This window comes from Candidatus Rubrimentiphilum sp. (assembly GCA_035710515.1).
Taxonomy (GTDB): Bacteria; Vulcanimicrobiota; Vulcanimicrobiia; order Vulcanimicrobiales; family Vulcanimicrobiaceae; genus Rubrimentiphilum.
In genome coordinates this window covers 715,803-732,563 of sequence record DASTDE010000004.1, presented here as the reverse complement: position 1 = coordinate 732,563, position 16,761 = coordinate 715,803, and the positions used below count along the sequence as shown (strand labels likewise).

Here is a 16,761-nt window from a genome sequence, read left to right as displayed (position 1 = left end):
CGTCACGGGAGCGTCAGCATCCACTCGGTGCCGAATTTATCGACAACGATTCCGAATTTGCCGCCCCAGAACGCCTCCGCTATCGGCATCTTGACGTCGCCGTCTTCGCTGAGCGCGTTGAAGATGCGCTCGCCCTCGGCCGCGTCGGTAGTTCCGAGCGACAGCGCGATATTTCCGGCTTCGGGATCGACCGGCTTGGTTTGGTTGCCGTCCGAAGCCATAAAGGTCAGACCCTTGCCTGAGAACGTCGCATGCATCACCCGCTCGTCGGAGCCCGGCGGCATCTGATCGCGCATCGGCGAGTCTTTCACGAGCGACGACTCGTACGTTCCGCCCAAGGCTTTCTTGTAAAATTCGAGCGCTTCGGCGCAGCGTCCGTAGAAAAAAATATACGGCTGAAGTTCCATTAACGTACCTCCTGTTGCGGGACGGTTCGAGCAAACAGCGGCGCAAAGTACGAACGCAGCGGCCAGCATGCCACCACCCAGATTGCAGTTGTAACAAGGGCCAGCGGGAGCCCGCCCGGGAGCATTGTTATGTGGAAAGCAAGGATGTTCGAGAGCACCGCTCCCAACATGACCAGCGCCAGCGGAACGTACTGATTGGTGAGCAGCATGACGCCGCAGATCAGTTGAACGCCGGATGTAAACCACATGAAGTGTGACGTAAACATGGCTCCGGAAAAAGCTCCGGCCGCGCCGGGGATGTGCGCCGGCGCCGGAATGAAGAACAGAAACCCGTTCAGGCCGAAAACGAAAAATATCAGGCCGAGCAGCAAGCGCGCGGCGATAAAAACAAATTTCATGAGCGTTGGCCTCCTTTAGCCAAGCAGCGCTAGAATGTTGCCGTCGGGATCCTTAAACCACGCGATTTTTTGGCCGCCCGCGGTGTGGATGTCCCCTTCACGTGTGACGCCCGGCATGTCGTAGTGCTCGAACTTGACGCCTTTTTTCGCAAGGCCCTCCACGACCGATTTCAGGTCGGCTCCCACCGTCCAATTGGCGGCGGTCGCCTTGTTGGATCCCGCGAACTCCGACTGATAGACGAGCACCTTGGTGTTTCCGCTGGTGTACATAATGGCGGCGGTCTGGTCGCCGCCTTCATTCTTCAGACCAAGGGTCTCTCCATAGAACTGCGCGGCCGTCTTAAGATCTTTAACAGCGATCGTAGCGATCGCATCCTTCTCTCCTAACATAGGCCGATTATGCCCAGAATGGTCCGCCGCTATCGGGCAGAACCATCCGGCTATGCGCAAAGTCAACACAAAAGATCTTGAGGAGCTGCAGTTCGCGTCGCCCAAAGGCAAGTTCCGCAGCTCTGGAATTCAGGTTTCGGAAGGCCTGGGCCGCAAGCCCCAGTCCACGGACATCATGGAGCGGCACCCGTTCGATGTCGAGATCGCGCGGCTGCCGGCCGGAGCCACCGCGTATCCGTACCACTCGCACAGCATGCAGTGGGAGTTCTATCATGTGATCTCAGGCAGCGGCATCGTGCGCGACGAGGGCGGCACGACCCCGATCGAAACGGGTGATGCGTTTATTTTTCCGCCCGGACAAGCACACCAAATAACGAACAACGGTAAGGAAGATCTCGTCCTTTACCTGGTAGCGGATAACCCGATGGGCGAAGCTGCTTACTACCCCGACAGCAAGAAGTGGCTGGTGCGCCTGCCGGAGCGCCGGATCATTCGCTCCGAGCCGCTCGACTATTACGACGGCGAAGAATAAGCGTTATTTTTCCGGATCGAGATCCATGTGGCCGGTGCTGCCGAGCATGCTGATCTCCTGATCTTCGAGGTCCAGCAGTGTGAGCACGCGGCGCATGACCGTATTGTCGATCTTCCCACGATCGCGCAGGCGGATGAGCTCTGCGCGCTGGACGTCCAGCAACTCGCGTTCGATTCCGCGATAGAGCGACGCGATGCGTTCGCGATAGGCCGACCCGTCTCGCGTATTCTCGAACTCGCGCCAGCGCGAGCGAAACCGCTGGCGAAGCGCCATCATGATAGGATCCGGGATCTGCCGCTCACGCCGAAGTGCCGAAAGCTTAATGAGCGCGATGCGCGCCGTGCGCGCCATCGCCAAGCGCTCCTCGCGCTCGTCCGCGCCGTCATCCTTTACCTTCAGCCGCTTCAGCAGCCACGGTAACGAGCCGCCCTGGCCAACCAGCGTCGCCAAGAGCACGCAGAGCGTCAGAAAAATAATGAGGTCACGTTGTGGAAATGGTCCAGTCGCAACGGTGAGTGGTATCGCAAGCGCAGCGGCCAGCGAGATGCCCCCGCGCATGCCCGTCCACGCCAGCACGGCAACGTGAGACCAGTCGGCCTCGCCCTCCGCGTGTTCGGGTTCGTTCGTGACCGGCAACAGCGCCTGTGCAAACACCCAGACTATGCGAACTACGATCACCACCGCACTGACAATCACACCGTACAAAATCAGTGTGCCGATCGAATGACTCAAATGCGAGAGGGTCGATACAATCGATCGAAACTGTAAGCCAATCAAAACGAAGATGAATGCATTGAGGACGAAAACGATCGTCACCCAGAATCCGACGGCCCGCAAACGCGTCCGCGGCAGCAAGACGCGCGGAGTAAACCGGCTGACGAACAATCCCGTCACGACGACGGCCAGCACGCCCGACACCCCCAAAAAATATGCCGGCAGGTACGAGATGTACGGAGCAATCAGCGAGATGATGGGCTGCACGTCTTCGTCCTGCGCCAGCGCCCACGCGCCCACCACGATGGCACCTGCGACGATGCCGATCGCAACTGCCGCGACGACGGACAGAACCAGCGAACCGAGGGCGTGTCCCAGTGAAAAGCTTTGCCCCACAACGGCTGCGACGGCAACCCCGTAGAGGATCAGCGACGTCGCGTCATTGATCAAACTCTCGCCTTCAATCGTCGCTACCAGGTGGCGCGGAACGCGCAGCCGTTCGGCAAGGGTGACGAAGGCGACTTCATCCGTTGACGCGACGATGGCGCCGAGCACGAAGGCGGCCGCCCATCCGACATTCGCGTCAATGAAATGGATGACGACCGCCACGGCCACCGTCGTGACTACGACCAAGCCGAACGCAAGTTGAAAGATCCACCAGGCGCCGGTTTTGAAATCGCTGCTGGGCGCGGTGACGCTCTCCCAATACAACAGCGGCGGCAAGAACACGAGCAGCACGAGATCGGGCCGCATCGTCGCCGTCGGCACCCCTGGAATATAGCCGATCGCAATTCCGCCAAGGACGAGCACGATCGGATAGGCCACGTTAATGCGCTTGGCGATCGCAACCAGCACGATGATCGCGCCGGCAACTACTGCTAGCGCGGAGATCGTCACTTGGCCACGGCCTCGCGCTGCAGGTACTGGTGTACCAATGCGATCGCCATGCTGCCTTCGCCGACGCTGGCCGCAACGCGTTTCACCGATCCTGCGCGCACGTCACCGACTGCGTAGATTCCCGGCATGGTCGTCTCGAGCAAATGGGGGTCGCGTTCTTCGTGCCAAAGTCCGGTTCTTAGAACGTCGGCGCCGGTCAAGACGTAGCCGTTTTCGTCGCGCGCGATCTCTTCGGGAAGCCACGCCGTCTCCGCATCCGCGCCAATCATCACGAAGAGCGCGGCCGTCTCGCAGCGTGACGTCTTCCCGGTATCGCGATCGAGCACGTCAATCGCCTCGATGTGCAGCTCACCATACACACGCGCAACCTCGGAGTGCAATCGAACCTGGACGTTCTTCTTGTTCTTTAGTTGCTCGATCAAATAGTAGGACATACTCTTCTCGAGCGAGTCGCCGCGAACCAGCAGCGTCACCGAGCGCGCGTGTTCGGAAAACGAGAGCGCGGCCTGCCCGGCAGAGTTTCCGCCCCCGATCACGTGCACGTCCTTGCCTTGGATCGTCCTGGCTTCGCTGCGCGCGGCGCCATAATAGACTCCGCGCCCGATCAGCGGCGTTGCCGAATCGAGCGCCAAGCGGCGCCACGCAACGCCCATCGCTAGAATGATCGTGCGCCCGTGCAGCGTATCGCCGCCGTCGAGCCGCACCATATGCGAGGCCGCGTCTATCCCTTCGACGACTCGCGTCACGACGATCTCGGCTCCTAAGCGTTTGGCTTGCGCGAACGCGCGACTCGCCAGTTCGTCACCGGACAGCCCGAAGGGAAAGCCCAAGTAATTCTCGATCCGAGACGACGTGCCGGCTTGCCCGCCGGGAGCTTCGCGCTCGATCAGCACCGTGCTCAGGCCTTCCGATGCGCCATAAACGGCAGCGGCTAACCCGGCCGGACCGGCTCCGAAGATAACGACATCGTATTCGGTTTGGGCGGGAGTGACCGAAAGGCCGAGGGCCTTCGCGATCTGCGCGTGTGTCGGACACGCGAGAAGTTTTCCGTCCCTAAGCCGTACGAGCGGCAGTTGCGAATCCGCACCGGCGCGCTCGAGCATTTCCACAGCGCGCAGATCCTCCGGCGTCAGCCAATCAAACTCGATGTGGTTGCGCTGCAGGAAGTTTCGCAGATCGTGGCAGGCCAAATCCCATTGGGATCCGATGACGACGAGCTCCGGACGCGGCGGCTCCGCCGCGATCTCTTGAAGCCCTTCGATGCGATCGATCGCAGATTTGGCAAGCTCGGCCGCGAAATCCGGTGCGGCAGCGGCAACAGAGTGATAATCTCTGACTTCGATTCGAATGACGCGGGACGGCTCGGATGCGCGCAGGCTTGCGGGAGTCGGCGTATTCAGCACCACCGATACTTGGCCGAACAGGTCGCCGCGCGTGCGCACTCCGAGTACGCGTTCGGCTCCGTCGATGATCTTCGTGACGTCGAGGCGCCCCTCCATCACGACGAATAGCGCCGGGCTATCGCCTTCATGCATGACGTACTCATTCGCAAGCACGTGAATATCGGCAACCACGCCGGAGAGATACTCCAACTCTCTATCGGCAAGCGTGGAAAGAAACGGTATCGCCCGCAGCTCCTGGGCGCTAAACATGAGGCATACCCGTTATTTGCGGAAAGCGCGGTCCCCTATTACTGAAGGACTTCGTCCTCGGCGGGCTCTTCGATAACGCGCGCGATCGCGGCTTCCAAGCGATCGTGGCCTTTATCGCCGGCTTGGAAATGGCGCAGCTCGTGGCGCCGGTTGAAGACGTAATACGAAGGCACGAATTGGTTTTGAAAACGATCGACGATAGTGTGCTCGTTGTCGATCGCGCACGGTTGCGTGAAGCCCATCTCCTCGATCGCGTCCTTACGGACGGCTTCGACGTCGAGTTCGGCTTCGGAACGCGGCTGATGGACCGCGATGAAGATCATGCCCTCTTTCCCGAACCGCTCGCGCCACGCGCTGAGTTGTTCGGCTGCGTTGTGGCAGAGATGGCACGTGATCGACCAAAAGTGCACCAGCACGGGAAAGCCGCGCAAGTCTTCGGATTTCGGCTCGCCGTTGACCCACGTCGCAACCCCCTCCAGCGATGGGAGAGGGCTGCGCATCCGTAAGGGCATTAGACTTTTTGCAGCAACGCTTTGCCGGGCTTCCATTCGGCCGGGCAGAGGCCGCCGGTTTGCAATGCCTGCAACACGCGAAGCGTCTCCTCGACGCTGCGGCCGACGTTGTCGTCCGTCACGACGGCATATTTCAGCACGCCTTCAGGATCGATGATGAAGAGACCGCGCTGCGCCGCGCCGCTCGTTTCGTTGAGCACGCCGTACGCGCGCGCCGTTTCCTTTGTAAAGTCGGCGACCAGCGGATACTTCAGGCCGGCGATTCCGTTCTTCTCGCGCGGCGTGTTGATCCACGCCCAGTGGCTGAAAACCGAATCGGTCGACGCGCCGAGCACGTCGCAATCGACGGCTTTAAATTCGTCGGCGCGATCCGAGAGCGCCGTAATCTCCGTCGGGCAGACGAACGTGAAATCCAGCGGATAAAAGAAGAAAACCAGCCAGCGTCCGCGGTAGTCGGACAGCGATATCTCCTTGCCGAGGTCCTTCGAACTGGTCGCGCCTTTGGTGCTCTTCAGTTTAAAATCGGGGGCGGGCTTGCCAACCTGTGCCAACATGAACGGTCACTTTCTCTTCAAGCTGTGAGGGTTTGAGGAGACGATTCTACCCTATCCTGTCAAAAAGTGAAAATGACTTTCACCTAAGGTTCGGGGCCTACCGGGTCCCGTTTCGCCGCAGGCGCGTTAGCGCCGAGTCCTGAGCCTGTCGAAGGGCATGGATGGCGAGAGCGGCCTGAAGAGGCAGGGTGAGCGGAGGCGGGACGCCGCAGCGAGCGCGTGGCCAAGCGAAACGGGACCCGGTAGACCTCGAAACCTTGGGAACTGGGGGAGAATCATAAAGAGACGATGGCACGAGCAAGAAAAGGTGGCGACCCGGGAGCCAAGCGCTTCCAGGCGACCCTGGCCAATCTGAAGCACACCCGGCCCAAGGCCGAGGAAGCCGCCGCGCCCGCGCCCGAACCGGCGGAGCCTTCGGCAAGCTCAGGGCAGGTTGTGGCCCAAACTAAGCAAGTACGGCAGGCGCAGGCCAAGACCAAACTGCGCTGACCGCGAACCCCCACCCCCATGGAAACTCGCAAAGCACCCCAAGCTGCTCCCGCCAGAACGAGCTACGATCCGGATTCGCCCGAGGCGTTCGTTCGATTTATGTCCGAAGGGTGGGTCGACGCGCCGATTACCGTATCGCGTGCCGACCAAGTCGAGCGCTATAGCGCGCGACGCGCTGCTCTCTCGAAAGATTTTTCCGATGCCGTGCTCGTGATTCCGGCGGGCGAAGAAAAGACGCGTTCGAACGATACAAGCTTCCGCTACCGCCCATCGAGCGACTTTGCGTACTTGATGGGTCCCGGTGAAGCCGGATCCACGCTGGTGCTCGAGCCGCGCAACGGTTCGCACGAGTCGGTTCTGTTCGTGCCCGCGCATAACCGCGGCGACGCGAAGTTTTTCGCCGATCGCGTGCACGGTGAATTGTGGGTTGGACGCCACCGCGGCGTTGACGAGAGTCAACTCTTCTTCGGCGTCGATCGCTGCCGTCCGATGGACCAGACCGATCAGTATCTCGACGAACTTCGCGCACGCGGGCTGACGATTCGCAACGTTGAGGACGATACCGAACTCGCAACGCATCTCTCCGAGATGCGCCTGATCAAAGACGACTACGAGATCAGCGAATTGCGAAAAGCCGTCGAGATCACCAAACGCGGTTTCGAAGACATCATCCGCGTAATGTCACGCGCCCGCTCCGAACGCGAGATCGAAACGGCGTTCACTTCGCGCGCGCGCATCGAAGCCAACGACACCGGCTACCTCACAATCGCGGCCGCAGGCGAGCATGCATGCACGCTGCATTGGGTTCGCACGAACGGCGAGGTGCGCAAGGGAGAACTGCTTCTGGTTGACGCGGGCGTCGAAGTCGAGTCGCTGTATACGGCCGATGTCACGCGCACGATGCCGATATCCGGGCGCTTCAGCGCCGAACAACGCGCGGTCTACGAGCTCGTGTATGAAGCGCAACGCGCGGCCTTCGAACAAGTCAAGCCGGGCAACGAGTTTCTCGCACCGTATCGCGCGGCGATACGCGTGCTCGCAAAAGGGCTCATCGATCTCGGTATTCTCAAGTGTTCGCTCGACGAAGCCGTCGATCCGCAAAACCAATTTCACCGCCGCTACTCGCTGCACGGCGTCAGCCACATGCTCGGCCTCGACGTGCACGACTGCGCCAAAGCGCGCTCCGAGAATTACCGTTACAGCAAGCTGCAAACCGGCATGGTGCTCACGGTTGAACCGGGACTCTACTTTCAGCCGGATGACGGCACGGTACCCGAGCGGTTCCGCGGCATCGGCGTGCGCATCGAAGACGACGTGGTCGTCACCGCGGACGGTCACGAGAATCTGTCGGCCTCCTTACCCTCGGCGCCGGACGCGGTCGAACACTGGATCGCGCAGATTCAAAACAGGTAACCATGCAAACGATCGGAGCGGGTGACGCACTCATCGTCGTAGACGTCCAAAACGATTTCTTGCCCGGCGGCGCGCTGCCGGTAGCGCAGGGGAATCGCATCTTCGGACCGCTGGAGCGCATCATGCCGCTCTTTCCGTACGTCGTGGCGACGCGCGACTGGCATCCGCGCGAACATCCGCACTTCAAAGACTACGGCGGGACGTGGCCCTACCATTGTTTGCAGCACACGTACGGTGCCGGTTTTGCGCCGAAGATGAACCTGGCGTACGTCGACGAGATCTTGAGCAAGGGATCGATGCCGCCGTGGCACGGATACAGTGCTTTCGAAAACTCGGATCTGGCGGAACGATTGCGCGCCCGCGGCGTGCAACGCATCTTCGTGGCGGGACTCGCGACCGATTACTGCGTGAAAGAGACCGCGCTCGCCGCGGCGCAGAGCGGATTTGAAACGCTCGTCGTGAGCGACGCAATCGCGCCCGTCGCGGTGCGTCCGCAAGACGAGACCCAGGCAATCGAAGAAATGGAGAAAGCCGGAGTGCGCTTCGTGACGAGTTCCGAACTGCGCACTGCGGCATGAGCGAACCGGTCTATCGCGACCAAGTTCTCGCAGTAGAACCGACCGGCATCGAATACATCCCCGACGACCAGCGCCACGGGAATCCGCGCTCGCTCTTCGGCTTGTGGTTTTCGGCCAACGCCGAGATCGCGACGTGGATGGTCGGCGTCTTCGCCGTCGCGCTCTATGGAACGAGTTTGGCCGGGGCCGCGGCCGGGCTGATTGTCGGAAATATCGTCGGTTTTGCGCTGCTGGGCATTCTCGGAACGTTCGGACCGCGTTATGGCGTGCCGCAGATGGTCGCTTCACGCTTAGCCTTCGGCCGATATGGCAACGCACTGCCCGCGGCGCTGAGCTTCCTGGCCGGAGTGCTTTGGTTCGCGGTCAATTCCGTCTTCGGCGCTTATGCGCTGCAAACGATCGCCCAATCGTTGTTTCGGATCCCGTCATCGGCCGCTACATACGCGATCTCGCTCGCACTCATGCTGCTGTTGCAGATATTGCTGGCGGTCTACGGCTACAACATGATCCACTGGTTCGAACGCGTGAGTTCGGTGTTGCTGGGCGCCGGCTTTACGCTGTTGGGCGTCATTACGTTCACTCACGCGAATTGGAGCTCGACATTCAACGCGCACGCGCCGTTCGCCGCCGGCGGCGAGATCGGCGGCGTCATTTTGGCGACCGCGCTCGGGTTTGCATATGCGACCGGCTGGGTGCCGTGCGCCTCCGATTACTCCCGGTATCTCCCTGCAAACACGGATCCGCGCCGTATCTGGTGGTACTCGTTTCTTGGTACGGTCATACCGTGCATCATTTTGGAGATCATGGGCGCGGCCACCGTGTACGCAGCGCGCGGTTTTGATCTCAGCAAGGCAACTCCCACGGACGCGATTCATAGCCTGTTACAGTCAGTCGGCGCCCCGCAGCTCGTGGGGACGATCATTTTGCTCAGCGTCGTGTTGGGAACCTTGACCGCGAATTGCATGAATCTCTACTCCGGTGCCATGGCGGCGCTTGTCGTGAAATTCCCAACGCGCTCGCTGCGCGCGCCGGTCATCCTCGGCGCGATTTTCGCCGCACTCACCGCATTGCTGTTCTATTCACACGTTCCGGCCATGGTAACGATCGGGCTCGCCCTCGGTGTCGGAGTGATCGTTGGGATCGTGGGTCACGTACGAATCGCTCGCTGGCGCGCCGCGATCGTTGTCGGTGTCCTCGGCGCGCTCATTGCCTCCGGCGGCGGGCATCCCAAAGAGACGGCCAATCTTTACACCGACTTCCTGTTGCTGCTTTCGTATTGGGCGTCACCGTGGGCCGCCGTCGTCTTGGTTGATTGGCTGCAGCGCCGCGGCCAACGCGTCGCGCCGGAAGAGCTCGAATTCGGCCCAAGCATTCGTCCGGGCGTTTACGCGTGGCTTATCGGGTTGGCGGCTTCACTGCCTTTTTGGGACCAGGCCTGGTACACGGGGCCGTTCGCGAATGCGTATCCGCAATTCGGCGATCTTTCGTACTACGTTGGTTTTATCGTAGCAGCGGTTGTGATGGTCGCGCTGTCGCCGCGGCGCGCTATCGCGGAGCGACGGTAAGTTTTCGAACGAGGCTCTGTTCGGAGACGCCTGACGAGACGTTCGCCACAACATAATACGTCGTAGCAGTTGTCACCGCGGGCGCCGTTAAAGAGACGGCGCTTTGCCCGGTTGGAAGATCACCCTGTTCGATCGTGTTGCCTGCGGCATCGGTTAACGAGATGCGCGCGTCACCGTGACTCCCGCCTAACGTAACGACAATCTCATCCCCGGGAGAAACGCGATCGGACGAAAGGCTCAAACTCGATTGCGTCTGCGCGGCAGTTGAGGGTGCGGTATCCGCCGTAACGACGTCGCCCGGAAGCACGAACGCGCCGACCGTCGCGACTGCATCGGCGGCACCGTTGCGCGCGTGCAGAACGACGCGCATCTTGTGGCCTGCAGCGCCTTGCGGAACGGTCAGTTCGCTCGTGCCGGCGATCGACATCGGCACTTTTGCCCACAGCCTTCCCGTTTCATCGATCAGCCAGATTTGGCCCGATTTGGCGTTCGTCGAATAATGCACTTGCAATGGCGCGCCCGCGCGGATCTGCGGCGTCAAAATGGTAAATTCGTCTATGCGCGGCGCGGCTGCTACTTTTTTCACGGCCAACGGCGCCAGGACGATGTGCCGCGCGAGATGCTCCACGCCGAGCGGACCGGAAACGTTGGCCGCCAGAATCAAATCCGTTCCCGCGTCGCGCGGAACGGAGAAGTGCAGCGTACCTTGACCCGGCGTCAGCAAACCGGCGGCGAGCTGCCGGCCGTCTTTCGTCTGCAACGCGTACTGCATCGAGGCCCAGCCGTGAAATGCATACGGTACGTCGAGCGGTGAACCGGCCAGCGCGCGCGCCGGAGCTGCCAGGAGATCGAGGTGCGGCATCGCGGTGGCCGCGCCAAAAGCGCCGCCGAAGATCACCGCGACGGCGGCGGCGATGCCGCCGATCCAGCGCGTCCGTGCATTACGGCGCGGCGGCGCCGGAGCTTCAAGCGTAAAGGCAATGTCGGCGCCGGAGACTCTGACGATTGCGCGATCGTACGGACCTACTTCCGCCAGACGAACAGGCAAGAGCGTTTCGGCAATCGCGAACGGCGCGACGTGCACGTCCAGCGGGTATCCCAGCACCGGAGCGCCGCGGAAGCGCGCGCACTCCATGCGCGCGCGCAAAGGACTGGCGCTTTGGTTCGCGATGCGCAATGCGTACGTCGCCGTGCCGGCGCGGCGATCGACGCCGGCCAGCGCGAGACCGCCCTCGATGTCACCTTGCGCCAGGGCCACACGCGCGCGCGTTCCGTACGGCATCGTCTGCGCGCGGCGGTGAGAAAACTTAACGGGCACCAATTCGCGCGTCATCAGTTGCACGATCCGTTGTTGTTCGGTGGGTTCGGTGGAGGCGACGAGCCGTCCGGAATCGGCGTCGGGAGAGTCGCTGACCCTTGCGCCGTAATCGCGTCGTTGACGCGGTTGCGCACTTCGGTACTGCACCAGAGAATGATGCCGGGGTTGGCGGCATGGGTGAATGTGAGCGTTGTGCTGGCAGTACCGGCCGAGCTGCCGATTGCGCCCGTCAAGAACGGCGGCACGGCTATGCTAGCCGTTACGTTAATAGTGTTCTGATTCCAAAAATGCGACGCGATGAACTGTGATCCGCCGAAACCGCTCGCGCCCGTGGTGCAGCTGCTCGTCGGCGCCGGGCTCGCGTCGGGCTGCCAGTACGGCGCGCTCGTGGGCCCGGGGAACGGGGACGCATCGCTCAGGATACTGACCGGTGGAGTCGGGCATGCCGGAAGACTGCCTGCGAGGTTCGCGTAGATGTTGGCGGCGCTGTACTGCGTTCCGCCGGCGTTGTACAGCATGATACCGCCGTAGCGCACGGCGAGTTCGGCGCGTTCGTTCAAGACGCCGAGTCGCGCGATATACATGATTGCAAAGAGCGCCAGCAACACGATCGGCATCGCGATAACCAGTTCGACGAGCGTCTGACCGCGTTGCGTATGTTTCATGAGCACGTGTAAGAACTCGAGGCAATGGTGCCGCTATAAGGCCTGATCGGCCCGGCTTGGTACCAGCTCAGATTCACGGTCAAGCCGGTAAAATTCACATCGAACGTCGTGCTGCTGAACGAGCCCCAGTGCTCGACCGGCTGATATGCCTGCCCTGTCGCCGGATTCACTGCGGTTCCGGGGGTGAATCCCGTTGTGCTTACCGGAACGACCGCGGCCGCGGAACGCGCCATCACCGGATACGTGGTGCTGTTGAGCTTCAGCAGCGCGCCGCCGAAATACGAAACGTTCTTGCAAGCCACCAGATCGACTTGATTGTCGCCGGGGCCGATGAAGCCGAAGTTGCCGCCGCTGTTACCGGTCTGATTATTGGATGCGTCGATGGCCGTGATTGCGAAGGCACATGCGTAATCGCTGGTCGTTGCGCAGCCCGTTCCCAAACTGCTCAAAGCTTTGGCCTGATCCGCGGATTGGCCGCCTTGCGTCACGTTGTTGGCCTGTTGCAATAGGTGAATGTCTTCGGTATAGCTGTTGACCGCCGTGTTGTATTCGGTTACCAGCGTTTGATAGCTCGCGTCGCAATTCGAGCCCGAACAGGCACCTTTCGGATAGATCGTCATCAAAATCGCTTGGTTGAGCGTGCGGATGCGATATTCGTCGACGGCCGTCGCGTACAAAATCGTCGAATATTCATTGAGGACGTTCGTCTGCACGGAGAGGGCGCCCGATGCGGCCGAATCGGCCGCGTTCTGCGCGCGAATCTGCCACGCAACCATGTTTACGTAATTGGCTAGGAAGAATGCGAGCGACAGCGTGATCAGGACGCCGATCACCCAAAACGGCAGAGTCTGGCCGCGCTGTCCCTTCAGCTGCAATTGTGACTCCCGCTGTCCCACGAGTAGATGTTGGCTTCGGCGGATCCGTGGTTTTTCGGATCGAGATTGCCGCCTTGGATGGCTTGATAGTTGGCGGGCCGCGTCGCGGGCCAGTTAACTTGCGCATAGTACTTCTGGTGGCATTGCCACTCGGAGAAGATGCCGTTGACGCCGTTTCCGTTTCCGGAACCTGGGCTCTGCGCCAGCCAGATTTGCACGTTGGACGGCAGCGAACAGTTGCCGCTTGGATCGCAAAAGTTGTACAACGTCGCCGAAACCGAGAACGTGAAAGGCGCCGGAGTTGCCGACGTTTGCGCCGGCGCATATTCGACGTCGGCGCCGCGAACGTTAAACGTCGCGCGCCCGCCGGGCAACAGCGAAAAGCCGCCGACGCTCTTCGTCACTTGGATCTGCGAAATGTTCGCCGGGGCCGGCGACGGCGTGGTAAAGTTGCTCGCCACAAACTGCGGAAAGACCGATATCGCCGCAGTCGTGCCATTCAGCGCAGCCGATGGATTGGCAGCGCGCGCGTGGGCCGCCGTAAACGCGGCGCCGTCGGCGGCGACTTGCGAGTAACCGATTAACGTCATCTGAGCCGCGCCGAGAAGGACGAGCATTGAAAGCCCGATGACCAGGGCGGTCTCAGGCAGTGCGACGCCGCGCACGTTGCGCCGCTTCATGGAGGCGTCTGCCCCAGCGACTGCATGTTCGTCGATGTCGAACTCAGCTGGCTGCCGCCGGTCGTCGCGATAAGGGCCGCGATTGCGAACATAGGAATGGCGAGCCCCACCGCAATGATGGCGTATTCCGTCAACGAAGCACCGGTCTCGTCGCGCAGCAACGCGATCAGCGAGCGCACGCCGAAGTTACCGCGTAATCACTTGGGGCGTCATCACGAAGACGATATCGCTCTGGTTGTTCTGATAATTCGTCGACCGGAAGAGCTGGCCCAAGATTGGAAGGTCGCCTAAGATCGGAATTTTCTGAATCGTGCGCTGCTCGACGCGCCGCACCATGCCGCCCATGATGATCGACTCACCGGGCTGCGTAATGACGTTCGTCGAGAGTTTGCTCTCTTTGAGCGCCGGAATGACGAAGCCGTTCTGACTCACGCCGTCGGCGAAGTCGAGGTCCGAAATGTCCGGTGCGATCGCGGCCTGCACCGAGCCGTTGCCCAGGAGCGTCGGCGTCACGTTCAGCTGCACGCCGAAGTCTTTGTACTGAATGCTGGTTTGACCGAGTCCCGTCGAAAACGGAATCGGAATCTGACCGCCGACCAAGAACGTGGCAGCCATTCCCGGCATCGTCACGAGATCCGGCGATGAGAGCAGCCGCGCGTGTCCCTCGGACAGCATCAAATTGAGCGTCGGCGCGAGCGTGATCGTCCGGAAAAACGCGCCGACTTTCAGCGGGCTGCTGGGAATGTTTTCGACGATTGGAAATGTTGGCGGCCCCAGCGTATACGTGCCGCCGTTGATGTTTGCCGCCTGCAGCTGAACGCCCAAGTTGCTGGCTGCCGTCCGATCGACCTCGAGCACGTACACTTTAATGTCGATCTGTGTGTTCGTGTCGGTACTGATCCGATCGACCAACTTGCCGTCGCTGGCAAGATAGGGGCCGGCTAAGCCGCGCGCCCGTTCGAGGATCGCCGCGACCGTCTGGGCGTCGTGCACGTGACCGCTCACGATCACGTTGCCGTGACCGTCGGGATCAACGCGAATGCCGGTGGCGCCGGGAATGTTCATCAGATCGCGCTGGAGGTCTCCGAGCGGATGCGCCACCGTCACCGCGTTGACGATCGTATACTTCTCAGCTGCCGCGTATTTTTCGAACCGGCTGAGGATGTCGGTGAGCATTTGGAAGTGCGCGCCGTCCGGCACGACTCCGCGCACGACGACCGAGCTGTTGAAGCTCACGACTTGGACGCCCGGCTCGTCGATCGACGTCCGGAGCATCTGGGCAATCTGATCGACCTGCTGCTCCGTTACCGTCACCTCGTAGCTCGCCCGCCCGCCGGCCTCCCAGATGAAAATCGTCGTATGCCCGGGGGCCTTGCCGTTGATGACCAGCTGGGAGCTGCCGATAGGCACCACCCCCGCTATCCGGCCGTCGCCGACCGCTACCCGGGTCAAGCCCGGGGTCTGCAAGAGGACCGAGTGCCCCGATTGGACGGACAGCAATTGGACGGTGTCCGACTGCGCGAGTGCCGGGCACGAGCCCAGGGCCGCGAGCGTGAGCGCGGCGGCGGTTCCTATGAGCATCGATCGCATGGGGCTGTGACCTCCGAAAGGCAAACACGAGCCGGAAATTTTCCCGGTTCGTAACGTCCACGATTATCCCACGCCGAGATACGTTAACACGTCAACAATCAATAGACGAGCAGTAAAGAGTCTGTCCAGACGACCGCTTTTCTATTGAACCGCGGGCCCGGCGATGGGATGATGGCGCCACCGAATAGGAGACGGGTAACTTGCGGACGACCCTCGTTCTTGCCACGGCTATAATGCTTTTCAGCCTGCCGGCCCTTGCGGCCGCAGACGGAACGCTTTTGCCGTTGCACGGCGTGGCCGCCCGGGCCGGATATGCCTACCAATGGCAGCCCGACCATGCCTACGTCGTCCTTTCCAGGCCCGGCATCGTTGTTGTGTTGCGGCCCGGAGAGTCGGTCTACCAGGTGAACAACCAGACCGCCGTCGCGGATGAGTCCCCGAGCTACTCGCGAGGGGACCTCTACGTGACGCCGGCGCTGGCCAGCCGCCTGGCGGCGCTTGCGGGCCGGAGCCCCTCAATGGTCCGGACCGCCAGTAGGGCCACCGTCGTCGCTCAATCTGATATCTCTGCGCATGGAGCCATCTCTCTCGAAGTTCAGCCGTTTCAGGGCGCAGAGGCCATCTATGCGGGCGGCTCGGCGCCACCGAATGCTCCGGTCACCATCACCTTGCTGGCCACGGTCTCGACGGATGTTCCGACGATCGTGGTAAGCCGCCAAGACGTCATCACGGACGTCAACGGGCGTTTCGGGGCATTGATCCCCATCGCGTCCGCCTACGAGCGTGGGACGATACTCAAAATCGTTGCCACTTCGTTGCCCGGCGTCGTACCGGCGTCCGCGCAACTCGTCATCAACGCCCCCAACCCGGGAGTAAAAGTCCCACTCGAGCAGACGACGCCGCATCCGGCTCGATGACACAACTGCACACAAACACTACAACTGGAGGATCCATGTTCAAGAATATGATCGCTATGCTTCGCGACGACGAAGGCGCCACGATGGTCGAATACGGCATCATGGTCGCACTGATCGCCGCCGTTTGTATCGTGCTCGTAACGACGTTGGGCAAAAACGTTTCCAACGCGTTCAACTCGGTCAACAACAACCTGTAATCCCAAACTCAAGATCAATAGCCGGGGCTGTCTCTCTCCCTTCAGCCCCGGCTCAAACTCTCTAGGAGGATTACCGTGATTTCATGGGTGTTACTGCGCGACGAATCGGGCGCCTCGATGGTCGAATACGGCATCATGGTCGCACTGATCGCCGCGGTATGTATCGTGCTGGTCACGACGCTGGGTAAGACGGTTTCGAACGCCTTCTCATCGCTGAATTCCAGCCTCTAACACTGCACATAAGGAGTATCTTGGTGAAAAATCTCATGTCGCTCTGGCGCGACGATTCAGCGGCGACGATGGTCGAATACGGCATCATGGTCGCACTCATCGCTGCCGTTTGTATCGTCCTTGTGTTGACGCTGGGTCAAAACGTCTCCAACGCGTTCAACTCGGTCAACAACAACCTCTAAGGACG

Annotated in this window: 22 protein-coding genes; 9 read left to right on the top strand and 13 right to left on the bottom strand. The window is 61.1% G+C overall.

All coding sequences use genetic code 11. The features are described 5' to 3' along the window. Window positions 1–2 precede the first annotated feature (2 nt). The 3 genes from VFO29_12680 to VFO29_12670 are packed head-to-tail and all read right to left on the bottom strand — an operon-like array spanning window position 3 to window position 1,195. A complete protein-coding gene (locus tag VFO29_12680) occupies window positions 3–407 on the bottom strand; it encodes a VOC family protein (protein HET9394363.1) in 405 nt (134 codons plus the stop codon). Continuing rightward, the gene (locus VFO29_12675) at window positions 407–805 is read right to left on the bottom strand and encodes a hypothetical protein (GenBank protein HET9394362.1); all 399 of its coding nucleotides are present in this window, start codon (window positions 803–805) and stop codon (window positions 407–409) included. Before VFO29_12675 ends, VFO29_12680 begins: the two co-directional genes overlap by 1 nt. A 15-nt stretch (window positions 806–820) precedes the next feature. Next, window positions 821–1,195 (bottom strand): VOC family protein, encoded by a 375-nt coding sequence (locus VFO29_12670; protein HET9394361.1) that lies wholly within the window; start codon window positions 1,193–1,195, stop codon window positions 821–823. A 52-nt stretch (window positions 1,196–1,247) separates the two neighbouring features. Here VFO29_12670 and VFO29_12665 point away from each other — a divergent pair, with 52 nt between their 5' ends. Continuing rightward, a complete protein-coding gene (locus VFO29_12665; GenBank protein ID HET9394360.1) occupies window positions 1,248–1,727 on the top strand; it encodes a cupin domain-containing protein in 480 nt (159 codons plus the stop codon). Window positions 1,728–1,730: 3 nt separating this feature from the next. Here VFO29_12665 and VFO29_12660 read toward each other — a convergent pair whose 3' ends face one another. The 4 genes from VFO29_12660 to VFO29_12645 are packed head-to-tail and all read right to left on the bottom strand — an operon-like array spanning window position 1,731 to window position 6,053. Continuing rightward, the gene (locus VFO29_12660; GenBank protein ID HET9394359.1) at window positions 1,731–3,338 is read right to left on the bottom strand and encodes a Na+/H+ antiporter; all 1,608 of its coding nucleotides are present in this window, start codon (window positions 3,336–3,338) and stop codon (window positions 1,731–1,733) included. Beyond that, window positions 3,335–4,990 carry an FAD-dependent oxidoreductase gene (locus tag VFO29_12655; protein HET9394358.1) on the bottom strand — a complete coding sequence of 552 codons (1,656 nt, stop codon included), beginning with the start codon at window positions 4,988–4,990 and terminating at the stop codon, window positions 3,335–3,337. Before VFO29_12655 ends, VFO29_12660 begins: the two co-directional genes overlap by 4 nt. 38 nt (window positions 4,991–5,028) lie before the next feature. Then, window positions 5,029–5,490, bottom strand: coding sequence for a redoxin domain-containing protein (locus tag VFO29_12650; GenBank protein ID HET9394357.1), 462 nt, complete (start codon window positions 5,488–5,490; stop codon window positions 5,029–5,031). Between the two features lie 11 nt (window positions 5,491–5,501). Continuing rightward, on the bottom strand, window positions 5,502–6,053 hold the full coding sequence (locus tag VFO29_12645) for a peroxiredoxin (protein HET9394356.1): 552 nt from the start codon (window positions 6,051–6,053) through the stop codon (window positions 5,502–5,504). 291 nt (window positions 6,054–6,344) lie between these two features. On the opposite strand from VFO29_12645, the gene VFO29_12640 reads away from it, so the two are divergent. Genes VFO29_12640 through VFO29_12625 form a run of 4 tightly spaced genes read left to right on the top strand, consistent with a single transcriptional unit; the run spans window position 6,345 to window position 10,101 of the window. Next, window positions 6,345–6,545, top strand: coding sequence for a hypothetical protein (locus VFO29_12640; GenBank protein HET9394355.1), 201 nt, complete (start codon window positions 6,345–6,347; stop codon window positions 6,543–6,545). 18 nt (window positions 6,546–6,563) lie between these two features. Beyond that, on the top strand, window positions 6,564–7,958 hold the full coding sequence (locus VFO29_12635) for an aminopeptidase P family protein (GenBank protein ID HET9394354.1): 1,395 nt from the start codon (window positions 6,564–6,566) through the stop codon (window positions 7,956–7,958). 2 nt (window positions 7,959–7,960) lie between these two features. Then, on the top strand, window positions 7,961–8,536 hold the full coding sequence (locus tag VFO29_12630; protein ID HET9394353.1) for an isochorismatase family protein: 576 nt from the start codon (window positions 7,961–7,963) through the stop codon (window positions 8,534–8,536). Continuing rightward, window positions 8,533–10,101, top strand: coding sequence for a cytosine permease (locus VFO29_12625; GenBank protein ID HET9394352.1), 1,569 nt, complete (start codon window positions 8,533–8,535; stop codon window positions 10,099–10,101). Before VFO29_12630 ends, VFO29_12625 begins: the two co-directional genes overlap by 4 nt. Here the strand turns inward: VFO29_12625 and VFO29_12620 are convergent. Genes VFO29_12620 through VFO29_12595 form a run of 6 tightly spaced genes read right to left on the bottom strand, consistent with a single transcriptional unit; the run spans window position 10,082 to window position 15,229 of the window. Beyond that, window positions 10,082–11,443: a hypothetical protein gene (locus VFO29_12620; protein HET9394351.1), complete on the bottom strand. Its 1,362-nt coding sequence runs from the start codon at window positions 11,441–11,443 to the stop codon at window positions 10,082–10,084. The genes VFO29_12625 and VFO29_12620 overlap by 20 nt on opposite strands. Next, window positions 11,434–12,084, bottom strand: a complete 651-nt coding sequence (locus VFO29_12615) for a TadE/TadG family type IV pilus assembly protein (protein ID HET9394350.1) — start codon at window positions 12,082–12,084, stop codon at window positions 11,434–11,436. The genes VFO29_12620 and VFO29_12615 overlap by 10 nt, the downstream gene beginning before the upstream one ends. Further along, window positions 12,081–12,980, bottom strand: coding sequence for a pilus assembly protein TadG-related protein (locus VFO29_12610; GenBank protein HET9394349.1), 900 nt, complete (start codon window positions 12,978–12,980; stop codon window positions 12,081–12,083). The genes VFO29_12615 and VFO29_12610 overlap by 4 nt, the downstream gene beginning before the upstream one ends. Continuing rightward, window positions 12,950–13,639, bottom strand: a complete 690-nt coding sequence (locus VFO29_12605; GenBank protein HET9394348.1) for a hypothetical protein — start codon at window positions 13,637–13,639, stop codon at window positions 12,950–12,952. The genes VFO29_12610 and VFO29_12605 overlap by 31 nt, the downstream gene beginning before the upstream one ends. Then, a complete protein-coding gene (locus VFO29_12600; protein ID HET9394347.1) occupies window positions 13,636–13,818 on the bottom strand; it encodes a hypothetical protein in 183 nt (60 codons plus the stop codon). The genes VFO29_12605 and VFO29_12600 overlap by 4 nt, the downstream gene beginning before the upstream one ends. A gap of 7 nt (window positions 13,819–13,825) precedes the next feature. Then, window positions 13,826–15,229, bottom strand: a complete 1,404-nt coding sequence (locus VFO29_12595; GenBank protein ID HET9394346.1) for a pilus assembly protein N-terminal domain-containing protein — start codon at window positions 15,227–15,229, stop codon at window positions 13,826–13,828. Between the two features lie 233 nt (window positions 15,230–15,462). Between VFO29_12595 and VFO29_12590 the strand changes: the two genes are divergently transcribed. The 4 genes from VFO29_12590 to VFO29_12575 all read left to right on the top strand — a co-directional run bounded on the left by VFO29_12590 (window position 15,463) and on the right by VFO29_12575 (window position 16,756). Beyond that, window positions 15,463–16,146: a stalk domain-containing protein gene (locus tag VFO29_12590; protein HET9394345.1), complete on the top strand. Its 684-nt coding sequence runs from the start codon at window positions 15,463–15,465 to the stop codon at window positions 16,144–16,146. Between the two features lie 47 nt (window positions 16,147–16,193). Then, window positions 16,194–16,343, top strand: coding sequence for a Flp family type IVb pilin (locus tag VFO29_12585; protein HET9394344.1), 150 nt, complete (start codon window positions 16,194–16,196; stop codon window positions 16,341–16,343). A gap of 75 nt (window positions 16,344–16,418) precedes the next feature. Further along, complete coding sequence (locus tag VFO29_12580; GenBank protein HET9394343.1) at window positions 16,419–16,574, top strand: Flp family type IVb pilin; 156 nt, start codon at window positions 16,419–16,421, stop codon at window positions 16,572–16,574. Between the two features lie 23 nt (window positions 16,575–16,597). Continuing rightward, window positions 16,598–16,756, top strand: coding sequence for a Flp family type IVb pilin (locus tag VFO29_12575; GenBank protein HET9394342.1), 159 nt, complete (start codon window positions 16,598–16,600; stop codon window positions 16,754–16,756). The last annotated feature ends 5 nt before the right edge of the window (window positions 16,757–16,761 follow it).